Source organism: Geodermatophilus dictyosporus, from assembly GCF_900115505.1.
Lineage (GTDB): Bacteria > Actinomycetota > Actinomycetes > Mycobacteriales > Geodermatophilaceae > Geodermatophilus > Geodermatophilus dictyosporus.
The window spans coordinates 38,032-53,283 of sequence record NZ_FOWQ01000012.1 but is presented as its reverse complement, the minus strand read 5'-3'; the positions used below and the strand labels follow the sequence as shown (position 1 = coordinate 53,283).

Annotated in this window: 15 protein-coding genes; 10 read left to right on the top strand and 5 right to left on the bottom strand. The window is 75.7% G+C overall.

The genetic code is table 11. The annotated features are described in order from the left end of the window. Window positions 1-21 precede the first annotated feature (21 nt). The 4 genes from BMZ33_RS22020 (at window position 22) to BMZ33_RS23605 (ending at window position 3,170) form a co-directional block, all read left to right on the top strand. Window positions 22-1,419: an FAD-binding oxidoreductase gene (locus tag BMZ33_RS22020; RefSeq protein WP_091116802.1), complete on the top strand. Its 1,398-nt coding sequence runs from the start codon at window positions 22-24 to the stop codon at window positions 1,417-1,419. Between the two features lie 74 nt (window positions 1,420-1,493). Next, on the top strand, window positions 1,494-2,528 hold the full coding sequence (gene fbaA, locus BMZ33_RS22015; protein WP_091116799.1) for a class II fructose-bisphosphate aldolase: 1,035 nt from the start codon (window positions 1,494-1,496) through the stop codon (window positions 2,526-2,528). After that, entirely contained in the window at window positions 2,528-2,935 is a 408-nt protein-coding gene (locus BMZ33_RS22010) for a DUF3151 domain-containing protein (protein WP_091116796.1), read from the top strand. Before fbaA ends, BMZ33_RS22010 begins: the two co-directional genes overlap by 1 nt. Window positions 2,936-3,026: 91 nt before the next feature. Then, on the top strand, window positions 3,027-3,170 hold the full coding sequence (locus BMZ33_RS23605) for a GPGG-motif small membrane protein (protein ID WP_169064711.1): 144 nt from the start codon (window positions 3,027-3,029) through the stop codon (window positions 3,168-3,170). Between the two features lie 15 nt (window positions 3,171-3,185). Here BMZ33_RS23605 and BMZ33_RS22005 read toward each other — a convergent pair whose 3' ends face one another. From BMZ33_RS22005 to BMZ33_RS21995, 3 genes are all read right to left on the bottom strand, one after another. After that, entirely contained in the window at window positions 3,186-3,989 is an 804-nt protein-coding gene (locus BMZ33_RS22005) for an ATP-binding cassette domain-containing protein (protein WP_091116793.1), read from the bottom strand. Further along, on the bottom strand, window positions 3,986-5,032 hold the full coding sequence (locus tag BMZ33_RS22000; protein ID WP_169064710.1) for an ABC transporter permease: 1,047 nt from the start codon (window positions 5,030-5,032) through the stop codon (window positions 3,986-3,988). The genes BMZ33_RS22005 and BMZ33_RS22000 overlap by 4 nt, the downstream gene beginning before the upstream one ends. A gap of 82 nt (window positions 5,033-5,114) precedes the next feature. Beyond that, window positions 5,115-5,729, bottom strand: coding sequence for a hypothetical protein (locus tag BMZ33_RS21995; protein ID WP_091117046.1), 615 nt, complete (start codon window positions 5,727-5,729; stop codon window positions 5,115-5,117). A gap of 67 nt (window positions 5,730-5,796) precedes the next feature. Between BMZ33_RS21995 and BMZ33_RS21990 the strand changes: the two genes are divergently transcribed. Further along, window positions 5,797-7,086, top strand: a complete 1,290-nt coding sequence (locus tag BMZ33_RS21990; RefSeq protein ID WP_091117043.1) for an adenylosuccinate synthase — start codon at window positions 5,797-5,799, stop codon at window positions 7,084-7,086. A 156-nt stretch (window positions 7,087-7,242) separates the two neighbouring features. Here the strand turns inward: BMZ33_RS21990 and BMZ33_RS21985 are convergent, their stop codons facing one another. Continuing rightward, on the bottom strand, window positions 7,243-8,277 hold the full coding sequence (locus BMZ33_RS21985; RefSeq protein ID WP_091116786.1) for a glycerophosphodiester phosphodiesterase family protein: 1,035 nt from the start codon (window positions 8,275-8,277) through the stop codon (window positions 7,243-7,245). Between the two features lie 105 nt (window positions 8,278-8,382). Here BMZ33_RS21985 and rsgA point away from each other — a divergent pair, with 105 nt between their 5' ends. After that, the gene (gene rsgA, locus BMZ33_RS21980) at window positions 8,383-9,441 is read left to right on the top strand and encodes a ribosome small subunit-dependent GTPase A (protein ID WP_091116782.1); all 1,059 of its coding nucleotides are present in this window, start codon (window positions 8,383-8,385) and stop codon (window positions 9,439-9,441) included. Between the two features lie 11 nt (window positions 9,442-9,452). Next, entirely contained in the window at window positions 9,453-10,715 is a 1,263-nt protein-coding gene (purD, locus tag BMZ33_RS21975; protein ID WP_091116779.1) for a phosphoribosylamine--glycine ligase, read from the top strand. Window positions 10,716-10,731: 16 nt separating this feature from the next. On the opposite strand, the gene BMZ33_RS21970 is transcribed toward purD, so the two are convergent. Next, on the bottom strand, window positions 10,732-12,168 hold the full coding sequence (locus BMZ33_RS21970; protein ID WP_091116775.1) for an AI-2E family transporter: 1,437 nt from the start codon (window positions 12,166-12,168) through the stop codon (window positions 10,732-10,734). A 119-nt stretch (window positions 12,169-12,287) separates the two neighbouring features. On the opposite strand from BMZ33_RS21970, the gene purB reads away from it, so the two are divergent. The 3 genes from purB to BMZ33_RS21955 are packed head-to-tail and all read left to right on the top strand — an operon-like array spanning window position 12,288 to window position 15,213. Then, a complete protein-coding gene (purB, locus tag BMZ33_RS21965; protein ID WP_091116771.1) occupies window positions 12,288-13,595 on the top strand; it encodes an adenylosuccinate lyase in 1,308 nt (435 codons plus the stop codon). After that, window positions 13,592-14,452 carry a phosphoribosylaminoimidazolesuccinocarboxamide synthase gene (locus tag BMZ33_RS21960; RefSeq protein WP_091116767.1) on the top strand — a complete coding sequence of 287 codons (861 nt, stop codon included), beginning with the start codon at window positions 13,592-13,594 and terminating at the stop codon, window positions 14,450-14,452. The genes purB and BMZ33_RS21960 overlap by 4 nt, the downstream gene beginning before the upstream one ends. Further along, window positions 14,452-15,213 carry an alpha/beta fold hydrolase gene (locus tag BMZ33_RS21955; RefSeq protein WP_169064709.1) on the top strand — a complete coding sequence of 254 codons (762 nt, stop codon included), beginning with the start codon at window positions 14,452-14,454 and terminating at the stop codon, window positions 15,211-15,213. The genes BMZ33_RS21960 and BMZ33_RS21955 overlap by 1 nt, the downstream gene beginning before the upstream one ends. Window positions 15,214-15,252 lie beyond the last annotated feature (39 nt).

The window sequence follows — 15,252 nt, the reverse complement described above, 5'->3', positions numbered from 1 at the left end:
CGCCCGCCGTACCGTGGGGCGGTGACCGCGCTCACCACCGCCTGGGTCGAGGACCTCACCACCGCGCTCGGGCCGGACGCCGTCCGCACCGACCCCGACGTCACCGTCGCCTACGCCCGCGACCAGGCGCTGATGGCCGAGGCCGGCACTCCGGCCGCGGTGGTCTTCCCCGGCAGCACCGGCGACGTCGTCGCCGTCATGGAGCTCGCCTCCCGGCACGGCGTCCCGGTGGTCCCGCGCGGTGCGGGCTCGGGCCTGGTGGGTGCGAGCAACGCCGTCGACGGCGGGATCACGATGGTGCTGACCCGCATGGACGCCGTCCTGGAGGTGTCGGCGGCCGACCGGCTGGCCGTCGTCCAGCCCGGCGTGGTGAACAAGGCGCTGCGCGACGCGGTCGCCGCCGCCGGGCTGTTCTACCCGCCGGACCCCGCCAGCTACGACTGGTGCACCCTCGGCGGCAACCTGGCCATGAACTCCGGCGGCCTGTGCTGCGTGAAGTACGGCGTCACCACCGACTACGTGCTCGGCCTGGAGGTGGTGCTCGCCGACGGCCGGGTGCTGCGGACCGGACGGCGCACCGTCAAGGGCGTCGCCGGCTACGACCTCACCCGGCTGTTCGTGGGCTCCGAGGGCACCCTCGGCGTCATCACCGAGGCGACCCTGGCGCTGCGCCCCGCCCCGGCGACCGACCCGGTGACCCTGGTGGCCACCTTCGCCACCAGCGCGCAGACCGGGCAGGTCGTCGAGTCGGTGGTGACCAGCGGCGTGGTGCCCAGCATGCTCGAGGTGATGGACCGCACCTGCATCCGCGCGGTCGACGACATGCTGCGGGCCGACCTCGACCGCGACGCCCAGGCGCTCCTGGTGGCCCGGTCCGACGCCGGGGGAGCGGCCGCGCTGGCCGAGATCGCCGAGCTGACCCGGCTGTGCGAGGCGGCCGGCGCCGACCTCGTGCACTCCACCGCCGACCCGGCCGAGGGCGACCTGCTGCTCGCCGCCCGCCGGGCCGCGCTGCCGGCCCTCGAGCGGCTGGGCAGCGTGCTGCTCGACGACGTCGCCGTGCCCCGCTCGCGGGTGGCCACGTTCATCGACGGCTGCGACGCGATCTCCTCGCAGTACGGCCTGGTCATCGGTGTCATGGGGCACGCCGGTGACGGCAACATGCACCCGACGATCGTGTTCGACGCGACCGACGCCGACCAGCGGGCGCGGGCGCTGGAGGCCTTCGACGCCATCCTCGAACTCGGCCTCTCGCTCGGCGGCACGATCACCGGCGAGCACGGCGTCGGGACGCTCAAGGCCGACTGGCTGGCGCGCGAGATCGGCCCGGTGTCGGCCGACGTGCACCGCTCGATCAAGGACGCGCTCGACCCCGCCGGCATCCTCAACCCCGGCAAGGTGGTGCGCCGCAGGGGCTGACGCCCGCTGTCGGCGCGCCCCCGGCAGGTGGGATGCTGACCGGCGACCAGCGCCGATCGACGAGGAGACCCCGCATGCCCATCGCGACCCCCGAGGTCTACGCCGACATGATCAGCCGGGCGAAGGAGAGCGGCTTCGCCTACCCGGCGATCAACTGCACCTCGTCGGAGACGGTGAACGCGGCGCTGCGCGGCTTCGCCGACGCCGGCAGCGACGGCATCATCCAGTTCTCGACCGGCGGCGCCGAGTTCGGCTCGGGCACCCGGGTGAAGGACATGGTCACCGGCGCCGTCGCCCTGGCCGAGTTCGCGCACGTCGTCGCCGAGAAGTACCCGGTCAACGTCGCGCTGCACACCGACCACTGCCCCAAGGACAAGCTCGACGCCTACGTGCGCCCGCTGATCGCGCTGTCGAAGGACCGCGTCGACGCCGGCCAGGCGCCGCTGTTCCAGTCGCACATGTGGGACGGCTCGGCCATCGACCTCGACGAGAACCTGCAGATCGCCGAGGAGCTCATCGAGAAGTGCGCCGCGGCCAAGATCGTGCTGGAGCTGGAGATCGGCGTCGTCGGCGGCGAGGAGGACGGCGTCAGCCACGACATCAACGACAAGCTCTACACCGCCCCGGGTGACTTCGTGGCCACCGCCAAGACCCTGGGCCTGGGCGAGAAGGGCATCTACCTGCTCGCCGCGACCTTCGGCAACGTGCACGGCGTCTACAAGCCCGGCAACGTGAAGCTGCGCCCCGAGATCCTCAGGGAGGGCCAGGAGGTCGTCACCTCCGAGCTGGGCCTGTCCGAGGGCAGCAAGCCGTTCAACTTCGTCTTCCACGGCGGCTCGGGCTCGGCGCAGTCGGAGATCCGCGAGGCGCTGTCCTACGGCGTGGTGAAGATGAACGTCGACACCGACACCCAGTACGCCTTCACCCGGCCGATCGCCGGGCACATGTTCAGCAACTACGACGGCGTGCTGAAGATCGACGGCGAGGTCGGCAACAAGAAGACCTACGACCCGCGCACCTACATGAAGCTGGCCGAGACGAACATGGCCGCCCGCGTGGTCGAGGCCTGCGAGGACCTGCTGTCGGCCGGCCAGTCGCAGGGGGCCTGATGACCCACTCGCACCGCGACCTGCTCGGCGAGCCGCCGGCCACGCTGCTGCCCGGCGACCCCGAGGCGGAGGCGACGCTCGCGGCGGGCGCCGATCCCGCCGCGGTCGCCGCCGGACACCCGCGGGCGAGCGCGGCGTGGGCGGCGCTGGCCGAGGGCGCGCTCGGCGGCGGCCGCACCATCGAGGCCTACGCCTACGCCCGCACCGGCTACCACCGCGGACTCGACGCGCTGCGGAAGAACGGCTGGAAGGGCTACGGCCCGGTGCCGTGGTCGCACGAGCCCAACCGGGGCTTCCTGCGCTGCGTCACCGTCCTGGCCCGGGCGGCCGAGGCGATCGGCGAGGTCGACGAGCAGGAGCGGTGCACCCAGCTGCTGCGCGACTGCGATCCGTCACTGGCGCCCTGAGCAGGGACGCTCGACGCGCGCGGCGGCCCGAACGGGTCCACACTCCTCCTCCTCGGCACCAAGATCAGGTGCCCGTGACAGGAGGTGGCTCGTGGCCACGCTGCTCTGGATCCTCGCCGTCGTGCTCGTCGTCGCCGGCGTCCTCGCCATCGTCCGCCGGCAGCTGCTGTGGGGGATCGTGCTGATCGTCGTCGGGCTGCTCGTCGGCCCGGGCGGGGTCAGCGTCTTCACCTGACGCCGGGGCGGCCGCTCAGCGCTCGCCCAGCTCGGGGTGCAGCTCGCGCAGGCGGGTGGTCAGCGCGGTGAGCTCCTCACCGCCGGCCATGAGCCGGGTCAGGTCGTCGGCGTCGACGTCGGCGCGGGTGAGGTCGCCGGCCACCTGGCCCCGCGCGAGCAGCAGGTAGCGGTCGCCGACGAGGTGCGCGTAGCGCGGGTTGTGCGTCACCAGGACGACGGCCAGCCCCTCGGCCCGCGCCCGCAGCACCGCCTGCCCGACGAGCGTCTGCTGGGCGATCGTCATCGGCGCGGTCGGCTCGTCGAGGACCAGCGCCCGGGCGCCGAAGTGCAGCGCCCGCGCGATGGCCAGGCTCTGCCGCTCGCCCGCGCGCAGGGAGTTGACCGGCTGGTCGGGGTCGACGCCGGTCACCCCGACCCGCTCCAGCGCCCGCACGGTCGTCCCGCGCGCGGCCTCGGCGTCGAGCCGGCGCAGCGGCCACCGGCCGCGGGTGGGCTCGGCACCCAGCACGAGGTTGCGCCACACCGACAGCAGCGGCGCGACGGCGAGGTCCTGCCACACCGTGGCGATCCCCGCGGCCCGCGCCGCCCGGGGGCTGACGAAGCGCACCGCCACGCCGTCGAGCAGCAGGTCGCCCTCGTCGTGCGGCGTCAGGCCGGACAGCACCGACACCAGCGTCGACTTGCCCGAGCCGTTCTCCCCGAGCACGCAGGTGATCCGGCCGCCGTCCAGCGTGACGCCGACCCGGTGCAGCGCGGCCACGCTGCCGAACCGCACGGTCAGGCCGCGCAGCTCCAGCACCGGCGGGGGGGTGCTCACGAGCGCGGCGCGGCGCGCAGCCGGCTGCGCACCGCCCCACCGACGACCAGCGCGACGAGCAGCAGGACGCCCAGCAGCGCCTGCGACCAGCGCGGGTCCCAGCCGGACAGCTCGACGCCGCGGCGGGCGACGGAGTAGAGCAGCGCGCCCACGGCGGCGCCGGCCATCGACCCGTGGCCCCCGGTGATCAGGCAGCCGCCGATGACGGCGACCACCACGAAGTCGATCGCCGTCGCCAACGCGGGGGTCGCGGCCACGCTGGCCACCGGCACCAGGGTCAGCGTGCCGAGCAGCCAGCCCGCGGCCGCGGTGAGCGTGAACAGCGTCAGCGTCGTCCGGCGCACCGGCACACCCAGCTCGCGGGCGGCCCGGCGCGCGCCGCCGATGGCCAGCACCTGGTTGCCGAACCGGGTGCGCCACAGCAGCCAGCCGGCACCCACGGTGAGCACCGCCCACCACAGCAGGGACACGCGGAAGACCGCGCCGCCGACCTCGGCGGTCGAGCCGAACAGCGCGGCCGCCGCGCCCCAGCCCGGTGCCTCGTCCAGGCCGCTGACCCGCGGCGCCCCGGCGGCCAGCGGCAGCCCGGCCAGCGTGGCGCCCTGCAGCACCAGCGCCGTCGCCAGGGTGACCAGGAAGCTGGGCAGGCCGGTGCGGACGACCAGCCAGCCGTTGAGGAACCCCAGGGCGAGGGCGGCGGCCAGCGAGGCCAGCAGCGCCGGCCACACGCCCCACTCCCCGACCCCGACCAGCGCCCCGGTGAGCACGGCGGAGGACACGGCCAGCGTGCCGATGGAGAGGTCGACGTGCCCGCCGGCCAGCAGCAGCCCCACGGCCACGGCACCGATGCCCAGCAGCGCCGCGACGTCGAGCACCCCGGCCAGGCCGCCGGCGGTGAGCAGCCCGGGCGTGCGCACGCCGAACAGCAGGACGACGACCGCCAGGCCCACCACCGGGACGAGGCTGGGCCGGGCCAGCACCCGGTCGAGCAGCCGCAGGCGCGGCGGTGCCCGGCGGGCGGACAGCAGACGGCCGGCGGTCACCGGCACGGCACCCCGGACGGGAACGGACGCAGGGGGACCTCCTCGGCTCGGTGCCCCCAGTGTCCACCACGGGGGCCCTCCCTCAGGGCGCCAGGCGCCAGCGGACCCGGTCGTCGGCGTACCAGGTCCAGCGGGTGACCGGCCGGGCGAAGGGGACGCCGTCCCGCGTGACCTGCGCGGGGTCGCTGGCCAGCTGCAGCGCCCGGCCGGTGCTGCGCCGCGGCGGGCGCAGGAGCACGGTGGAGACGGCCACGCGGATGGTGTCGACGGCCCGCCAGTCGGGCCGGACGTCGATCCGCGCCACCTCGCCGTCGGCCACCCTCGCGTCGTCGTGGTGCGCCTGCACGCCCAGCCGCGCGGCCAGCGGCAGCCGGCCCCGCTCGGCGGCCTCGTAGCGCCCGTGCTGCAGCAGCACCCCACCGTGGTCGTCGCGCACCAGCGACAGCTCCCGCTCACCACCGCTGCCGATGCCCAGGTCGCGCGCCAGGCCGCGGGAGGAGGAGTCGTCGGCGGGCTCCCAGGAGACCGGCACCTCGGCGGTCCGGCCGGCGCCGTGCAGCGTCGCCAGCACCGCGGCCAGCGCCGGGACGGGCCCGCGGACGAGCAGCGACCCGGCCCCGGCGGCCCCGGCGACGGCGGCCCGGTCGGGCGCCCGCCCGGGCTCCAGACCGCGCAGGTCGAACTCGACGAGGGACATGCCGATACCCTGCCACTCGACCGGCCGGGCCACGTCCGGCGTCGACGACGAAGGGGTGCGCCACCCGATGCCGGCAGTCGTGCTGATCGGTGCCCAGTGGGGCGACGAGGGCAAGGGCAAGGCCACCGACCTCCTCGGTGGCCGGGTCCCCTACGTCGTCCGCTACCAGGGCGGCAACAACGCCGGGCACACCGTGATCACCCCCGACGGCGAGCGCTACGCCCTGCACCTGATCCCGTCGGGGATCCTCACCCCCGGGTGCACGCCGGTCATCGGCAACGGCGTTGTGGTCGACCCGCAGGTGCTCATCGGGGAGCTGGCCGGGCTGGAGGAGCGCGGCGTCGACACCTCGCGACTGGTCATCTCGGCCGACGCGCACCTGATCATGCCGCACCACCGGGCGCTGGACCGGGTCACCGAGCGGTTCCTCGGCAAGCGCAAGATCGGCACCACCGGCCGGGGCATCGGCCCGGCCTACGGCGACAAGGTGGCGCGCACCGGCATCCGGGTGGCCGACCTGCTGGACCTCTCGATCCTGCGGCAGAAGCTCGAGGGCACGCTGGTCGAGAAGAACCAGGTCCTGGTCAAGGTCTACAACCGCAGGGCCATCGACGTCGACGAGGTGGTCGAGGAGTACGCCGGCTACGCCGAGCAGCTCAGGGACCGCATCGCCGACACCCGGCTGCTGCTGGCCGGCGCGCTCGACGCCGGCGAGTGGGTGCTGCTCGAGGGCTCCCAGGGCACGCTGCTCGACGTCGACCACGGCACCTATCCGTTCGTGACGTCGTCGAACCCGACGGCGGGCGGCGCGTCGACCGGCAGCGGGATCGGCCCCACCCGCATCTCGCGGGTGGTCGGCATCCTCAAGGCGTACACGACCCGCGTGGGCTCGGGGCCGTTCCCGACCGAGCTGTTCGACGCCGACGGCGACTACCTGCGCACGCAGGGCGGGGAGGTCGGCGTGACCACCGGCCGCGACCGCCGCTGCGGCTGGTTCGACGCCGTCGTCGCCCGCTACGCCAGCCGGGTCAACGGGATCACCGACTTCTTCCTCACCAAGCTCGACGTGCTCTCCGGCCTGGAGACGGTGCCGGTCTGCGTGGCCTACGACGTCGACGGCGTCCGGCACGACGAGATGCCGATGACGCAGACCGGCTTCCACCACGCCCGGCCGGTGTACGAGGAGCTGCCGGGCTGGTCGGAGGACATCCGGCGCTGCCGGACCCTCGACGAGCTGCCGGCCACCGCGCAGGCCTACGTCCGCCGGGTCGAGGAGCTCTCCGGCGCGCGGGTCAGCGTGATCGGCGTCGGGCCCGGCCGCGACGAGAACGTCGTCGTCCACGACCTCCTGGACTGAGGGAAGCCGGGGACGGCACTCCCGTGAGCCGCCCTGCGGGGCGGCGGGAGGAGTGGGGGCCGCAGGCTCCCGCGATCGAGCGCCGGGGAGGGGCTCAGCGCAGGCCGGGGACGGCACGTGGCCGCGGTGCGGTCCGGGAGGACCGCGACGTGGGGGTCAGGCGGCGGCCGGCTGGGCCCGGGTCAGCTCGGCGCGGGCGGCCACCGCGACGTCGGGGTTGTCGGTGATGACGCCGTCGACGCCGAGGGCCAGCAGCAGCAGCGCCTCGCCCCGCAGGTCGCCGATGCCGGCCGGGTCGTCCCCGATCCGCAGGTGGCGCGGCAGGAAGGCGTTCTCCGCGGCCAGCGACCACGGCACCACCCGCAGGCCGGCGGAGTGCGCCCGGGTGACCAGGTTGGAGACGCCGGTCAGCGCGCCCTCGGCGTCGCGCAGCAGGATGCGGTCGCGGCTGGGCGCGATGCCCTGGGCGTAGGTGGACACCGCCCGCAGGCCGGCGTTGGTGAGCAGCGAGTCGTCCCGCGGGCCGACGTCGACCAGCTGCAGCATCGTCGGCCCGTCGTCGCCGAGGTCGGCCCGCAGCCGGCGCAGCGCGGCGACGTCGAAGGACTGGACGACGACGGTGCCGTCCGGGTCCGTGGCGTCCAGGCGCCGCAGCTCGGCGGCGACGAGCTCGGTCATCGGCTGGCCGTGCTCGGCCGACCAGCTCGGCTTCTTCAACTCGGCCAGCACGCGCACCTGCCGCTGCGGGGTGGAGCGGCGGCGGGCCAGGGCCACGACCTCCTCCAGCGTGAGGATCCCGTACTGCCCGTCGTAGGCGGTGTTGGTGGGCCGCAGCCCCGGGAAGCGCTCGACGGCGCGCAGCGTGCGCAGCTCGGCGAGGGTGAAGTCCTCGGCGAACCAGCCGACGCGCCGCTTGCGGCCCACCCGGCGGGCGGTGCACCGGTCGGCGAACTCGGGCCGGGAGGCGACGTCGGTGGTGCGCGAGAGCTCGTTCTCGTGCCGGGCGACGAGCGCGCCGTCCTTGGAGACGACGATGTCGGGCTCGATGAGGTCGGCGCCCATGTCGATGGCCAGCTCGTAGCTGGCGATCGTGTGCTCGGGGCGGTACGCGCAGGCACCGCGGTGCCCGACGACGACCGCGCGGGGGAGGCGGGCCGCTGCGTGAGTCGCGAGCGACTCGGTCGCGTGCATGCCACCTAGAACACCCGACCGAGGTGTCGGGATGGCGAACGACGGCTGGCGCGTCGCCGAGAAATGGGAGGACGGCGTGCTGACCTGCGGGCGACCATCCGGTGCGTGACGCATCTCTCATCCATCGGCTGGTCGGCCGAGTTCCTGAACCACCTGCCGCCCGGGACCGAGCCCGCCCGCGTGGCCCGGGTCGACCGCGGCCGGCTGACCGTGCTGACCGCCGGGGGCGAGCGGCGGGTGCACCCGGGGACCGCGCTGCACGACCCCGACGGCGTGGCCGCACCGGCGGTCGGCGACTGGGTGGCGCTGCGCGGCGAGCTCGCCGTCGCCCTGCTCCCGCGGCGCTCGGCGTTCACCCGCACCGTCGCCGGGCGGACGTCGGCCGCCCAGGTGGTCGCCGCCAACCTCGACCTCGTGCTGGTGGTCGACGCGCTGGCCGGCCCGACCCGCGCCCGCCGGGTGGAGCGCTACCTCGCGGTGGCGTGGAGCAGCGGGGCGACCCCGGTGGTCGTGCTCACCAAGGCCGACCTGTGCGACGACGTCCCGGCGGCCGTGGCGGAGGTGGCCGAGGAGGCGATCGGCGTGCAGGTGCTCGCGGTCAGCGCGTACACGGGGGAGGGCGTGGACGCGGTGCGGGCGCTGCTCGGGCCGGGGCGCACCGCGGCGATGGTCGGGCCGTCCGGCGTCGGGAAGTCGTCGCTGGCCAACGCGCTGGCCGGGCAGGAGGTGGCGCCCACCCGCGAGGTGCGCACCGCCGACGGCCGCGGCCGGCACACCACGACCGCGCGCGAGCTGCACGTGCTGCCCGGCGGCGGCCTGCTGGTGGACACCCCCGGCATGCGGGAGCTGGGCCTCTACGACGACGAGGGCGTGGACACCGCCTACGCCGACGTCGCCGAGCTCGCTGCCGGGTGCCGGTTCCGCGACTGCGCCCACCGCACCGAGCCCGGCTGCGCGGTCGCGGCCGCCATCGACGACGGCCGGCTCGACCCCGCGCGGCTGCTGGGCTGGCGCAAGCTGCAGGCCGAGGCGCACCGGCAGCTGCTGCGCGCCGACGCCCGCGCCCGCGCCGCCGAGCACGCCCGGGTCAAGGCGCTGCACCGCGCGATGCGGACGCAGCCGAACCGGGTGCGCCAGGCGAGCGGTCCGGGGACGGATCGGTAGGGTCGCCGTCCGTGCGCGTGCTCGTCGTCGGCTCCGGTGCCCGGGAGCACGCCCTGTGCGTGGCTCTGTCCTCCGACCCCGCGGTCACCGCGCTGGCCTGCGCACCGGGCAACGCGGGCACCGCCCGGATCGCCGAGGTCGCGCCGGTCGACGTCGCCGACCCGGTGGCGATCGCCGCGCTGGCCACCGGCTGGGGTGCCGACCTGGTCGTCGTCGGCCCGGAGGTGCCGCTGGTGGCCGGTTCCGCGGACGCCGTCCGGGAGGCCGGGATCGCCTGCTTCGGCCCGTCCGCGCAGGCGGCGCAGATCGAGGGCAGCAAGTCCTTCGCCAAGCACGTGATGGCCGCCGCCGGCGTGCCGACCGCCCGCTCGTGGCCGGTGGGGGGGGCCGCGGAGCTGGAGACCGCGCTCGACGAGGCCGGGTCCCCGTACGTGGTCAAGGACGACGGGCTGGCCGCGGGCAAGGGCGTCGTGGTCACCACCGACCGGGACGCCGCCGTCGCCCACGGGCGGTCGGTGCTCGACGCCGGCGGGGCGGTGCTCGTGGAGGAGTACCTCGACGGGCCGGAGGTGTCGCTGTTCGCCGTCACCGACGGTACGACGGTGCTGCCGCTGCTGCCCGCCCAGGACCACAAGCGGCGCGACGACGGCGACGCCGGCCCGAACACCGGTGGGATGGGGGCCTACGCGCCGCTGCCGTGGGCGCCGCCCGGGCTGGTCGACGAGGTGCTGACCACGGTCCTGCAGCCGACGGTGGACGAGATGCGCCGCCGGGACGAGCCGTTCTGCGGCCTGCTCTACGCCGGGCTGGCGCTCACCCCGCGGGGCGTGCGGGTGGTGGAGTTCAACGCCCGCTTCGGCGACCCCGAGACCGAGGTGGTGCTGCCGCTGCTCGAGACCCCGCTGGCCGGGCTGCTGCACGCCGCGGCCACCGGCACGCTCGCCGGCCACCCGCCGCTGCAGTGGCGCCCGGGCGCGGCGGTGACCGTCGTCGTCGCGGCGTCCGGCTACCCCGAGCGGCCGCGCACCGGCGACCCGGTGACCGGCGCCGACGGCGAGGGCGTGCTGCACGCGGGCACCGCGGTGGACGCCGAGGGGACGGTCCGCTCGGCCGGCGGGCGGGTGCTCGCGGTGACCGCGACCGGCGCCGACCTCGCCGCCGCGCGGCAGGCGGCCTACGAGCGGGTGGCCCGGGTGCGGCTGGCCGGCGCGCACTGGCGCAGCGACGTCGCGCTGGCCGCCGTCGAGGGCCGGATCACCGTGCCGCGGCCCTGAGGTCGCCCGCCCTCCCTCAACCGCGCACGCCCACCGCGGGGCGGGCCTGCTCCGGGCGCGGCTCCGGCGGGCGCGGCCCCTCGTGCCGGCGCGACAGGTAGGTGCCGGCCACGTTGGCGCAGGCCACCACCGGCACCGCGATCAGTGCGCCGAAGATGCCGGCGACGAGCAGGCCGGCGGCGATGGCGAGGACGACGGCCAGCGGGTGCACGTGCACCGCCTTGCCCAGCAGCAGCGGCTGCAGGACGTGCCCCTCCAGCTGCATGACCAGCACCACGACGGCCAGCGCGATGAGCGCCTTGATCGGGCCGACCGCCACCAGCGCGACCAGCACGGCCACCGTCCCGGCGAGGAACGACCCGATGATCGGGATGAAGGCGCCGAGGAAGACCAGCGCCGCCAGGGGGACCACCAGCGGGACGCCGAGGACGGCCAGCCCGATGCCGATGCCGACGGCGTCGACCAGGGCGACGGCGACGGTGGCGCGGACGTAGGAGATGAGCGTGCGCCACGACCGGCGGGCGGCCTCGTCGACGTAGGCGCGGCCGTCGCGAGGGAACAGGCCGACCAGCCACAGCCAGATGGACCGGCCGTCCTTGAGGAAGAAGAACAGCGTGAACAGCGCGAGGACGACGCCGGTGAACACCTCGCCGACCGTGGTGGCCGTGGTGATGGCGCCGGAGGCGAGCTCCTCCTGGTTGCCGGCGACGAAGTCCTGGAAGGCGGTGAGGCCCTCGTCGATCTGCCGCTGCGTGACGGGGAAGGTCTCGACCACGAAGTTCCGGATCTGGACCAGGCCCTCGCTGACCTGGTCGGCCAGGTCGGTGAACCCGGCCGTGACCTGCTGGACGACCAGCGTGATGATCCCGGCGACGACCGCCAGCCCGACCAGCAGCATGACCAGCGCCGCCAGCGACCGTGGCCAGCCGTGCCGGATGAGCGCGGCCGCGCCCGGCTGCAGCAGCGCCGCCAGCAGCAGCGCCACCAGCACCGGGACGATGACGACGGCCACGTGGGCGGCCACGTAGAGCAGCACGTACAGGCCGGCGAGGACGGCGATCACCCGCCAGGACCACGCCGCGGCGGTGCGCAGGCCGCCGGGGACGGTGGCCTCCCCGTGCGGCACGTCGCGCCCGGGCCCGAGCAGCCGGCGCCCGCGCTCGCCGGGACGGTGCGGGCGGCCGCCCTCGGGAGGTCCGCTGACGCCGCCGGGCCCGAGCGGGCCGTCGAGGTCGGGGGCGTCGGCGGCGGGGCTGCCGAGGGGCTCGTCACCGCCGTCGCCACCGCCGTCGCCACCGCCGTCGCCGTCGTCCTCCGGCGGCAGGGGCTCGTCGTCGTGCACGAGGATCGCCCGGTCGTCGTCGCGCTCGGGCCAGGCGTGCGGGTCGTGCTCGGCCGCGGCGCGGATGCGCTCGCGCGCCCGGGCGACCAGGTGGGTGGACCGTCGCAGCATCGTGGTCCTCCGCAGGGTGGGTGGGGCCCGTTCTCGATCACGCTAGCCCTGCGGGAGGATGCCTCCGTGCTGGGACGACCTGAGCAGGGACGAGCCGACCGGGTGCGGGCGGTACCCGCGTGATCGACCGCTACACGCTCCCCGAGATGGGCCGGGTCTGGAGCGACGAGCACAAGTACGAGCTGTGGTGCCGCGTGGAGACGCTGGTGCTGGAGGCGCACGCGGCCGCCGGGCGGGTGCCCGCCGACGTCGTCGGGCCGGTGCGCAGCGCCCCGCCGCCGACGCCGCAGCGCGTGGCCGAGATCGAGGAGACGACGCAGCACGACGTCATCGCCTTCCTCACCGCCTGGGCCGACAACACCGAGCCCCGGTCGGCCGCCGCGTACGTGCACCACGGCATGACCTCGTCGGACCTGCTCGACACCGCGCTCGCCGTCCAGCTCACCGAGGCCACCGACGTGCTGCTGGCCAAGGCCGACCGGCTGGTGGCGGCGCTGCGCGACCACGGGCTGGCCCACCGCGACACGATCCGGGTCGGCCGCACCCACGGCGTGCACGCCGAGCCCGACGTGTGGGGCCACCGGGTCGCCGACCTCGCCTTCGCGACGGCCCGGTCCCGCGACCGGCTGCGCGCGGCGCGCGAGCGGGTGGGCGTCGTCGCCATCTCCGGCGCCGTCGGCACGTACTCCCTCATCGACCCGTCGGTCGAGGTCGCCGTCGCGCAGGCGCTGGACCTCGCGCCGGCCGACGCCTCCACCCAGGTGGTCATCCGCGACTCCATCAGCGAGTGGGTGGCGGCGCTGGCGGTGATCGCGACCGTGTGCGAGGCGGTCGCGCTCGAGGTGCGGCACGGGCAGCGCACCGAGGTGCGGGAGCTCTCGGAGGCCTTCGGCTCGGGCCAGAAGGGCTCCAGCGCGATGCCGCACAAGAAGAACCCGATCCGCTCCGAGCGCATCGCCGGGCTGGCGCGGGTGGTGCGCGCCGCCGTCGTCCCGGTGATGGAGGGCATCCCGCTGTGGCACGAGCGCGACATCTCGCACTCGTCCACCGAGCGGGTGTTCCTGCCCGACGCCGCGATCACCACCGACTACCTGCTGCACCTGACCACCGGGCTGGTGGAGAACCTGGTCGTCGACGCCGACCGGATGCGCGCCAACCTCGACTCCACCGGCGGGCTGATCTACACCTCCGCCGTCCTGCTGGAGCTGGTGGAGGGCGGACTGTCGCGCGAGGACGCCTACGCACTGGTGCAGGCGGCGGCGATGGAGACCTGGAACGGCGGCACGCCCTTCCGCGAGACCCTCCGCGCCCGCGCGGCGTCCTCCGGCGTGACGCTGGACGAGGCGCGGCTGGACGCGATCTGCCGGCCCGAGGGCTACGTGCGGCAGCTGGGCCCGCTGTTCGACCGGCTGGCCGCGCTGTCGTGACGCTCGACCTGCCCCTCGTCGCGCGCGGCAAGGTGCGCGAGGTCTACGACGCCGGCGGCGACCGGCTGCTGCTGGTGGCCTCCGACCGGATCTCGGCCTACGACCACGTGCTGCCCACCCCGATCCCCGACAAGGGGCGGGTGCTCACCCAGCTGTCGGTGTGGTGGTTCGACCAGCTGGCGCCGGTGCTGGCGCGCTTCGGCGCCACCCACCACCTGCTGTCGGCCACCGACGTGCCGGCGTCCGTGGCCGGGCGGGCGATGCTGGTACGGCGGCTGGACATGCTGCCGGTCGAGTGCGTGGCGCGCGGCTACCTGTCGGGCTCCGGGACCAGGGAGTACGAGCGCACCGGCGCGATCGTCGACGTCGTCCTGCCGCCGGGCCTGGTCGAGGGGTCGCAGCTGCCCGAGCCGGTGTTCACGCCGTCGACCAAGGCGGACGTCGGCGAGCACGACGAGGCGATCGACTTCGCCCGTGTGGTCTCGCTCGTCGGCGCGGCGCGGGCCGAGGAGCTGCGCGAGCTGACGCTGGCGCTGTACCGGCGCGGGGCGGAGATCGCCCGCGACGCCGGCATCGTGCTGGCCGACACCAAGGTCGAGTTCGGGCTCTCCGGGGGTGCCCTCGTGCTCGGCGACGAGGTGCTCACGCCCGACTCGTCGCGCTTCTGGCCGGCGTCGTCGTGGTCGCCGGGTGCGGCGCAGCCGTCGTTCGACAAGCAGTACGTCCGCGACTGGCTGACCTCCTCGGGCTGGGACCGCGTCTCCCCGCCGCCGGAGCTCCCGGACGACGTCGTCGCGGCCACCCGCGAGCGCTACGTGGCCGCCTACGAGCAGCTCACGGGCACTTCCTTCCGCTGATGAGCACGCGTCCGGGCCTGGCCCTCCGCTCCGGCGGCTCCGGCGGCGACCTGCTCCTGCTGCTGCACGGGCTGGGTGCCACCGGTGCGGTGTGGGACCGGCTGCTGCCGCTGGTCGAGCGCGACTGGCCCGGGGCCTGGGCGGTGCCCGACCTGCGCGGGCACGGCCGCTCGCCCGCCGAGGCGCCCTACGGCTACGGGGTGCACGCCGCCGACGTGGCGGCCCTGGCTGCCGGCGCCTCCCGGGTGACCGTGCTGGGCCACTCCTTCGGCGGTGTCGTCGGCGCGGTGCTCGCCGGCGGCTGGTACGGCGTCGAGGTGGCCCGCGTCGTCGCGCTGGGCGTGAAGATCGACTGGACGGACGACGAGGTCGCGCGGGCCCGCGCTCTCGCCGCGCGCCCGCCGCAGGTGTTCGCCACCGCCGCCGAGGCCGCCGAGCGGCACCTGCGGCTGGCCGGGCTGGCCGGCCTGGTGGGGCCCGACCACCCGGTGGCGCTGGCCGGGGTCCGCGAGGTCCCTGAGGGCGGGTTCGCGGTCGCGTTCGACCCGCGCGCGTTCGGCGCCGTCGGCCCCTCGGTCGAGGAGGTGCTGTCGCGGGCGGTGGCGCCGTTGCGGCTGGCGGCGGGGTCGGCCGACCCGATGGTGGGGCCGGACGCCATGCGGCGGGTGGACCCGGACGCGGTGCTGGTCGAGGGCGCCGGGCACAACGCCCACTGGGAGGCCCCCGAGGCGGTCTGGCGCCTGCTCGTCTCGGGCTTCTGATCCCCCCTTCTCGCGAGATCTGCACACTGGTGGTCATCA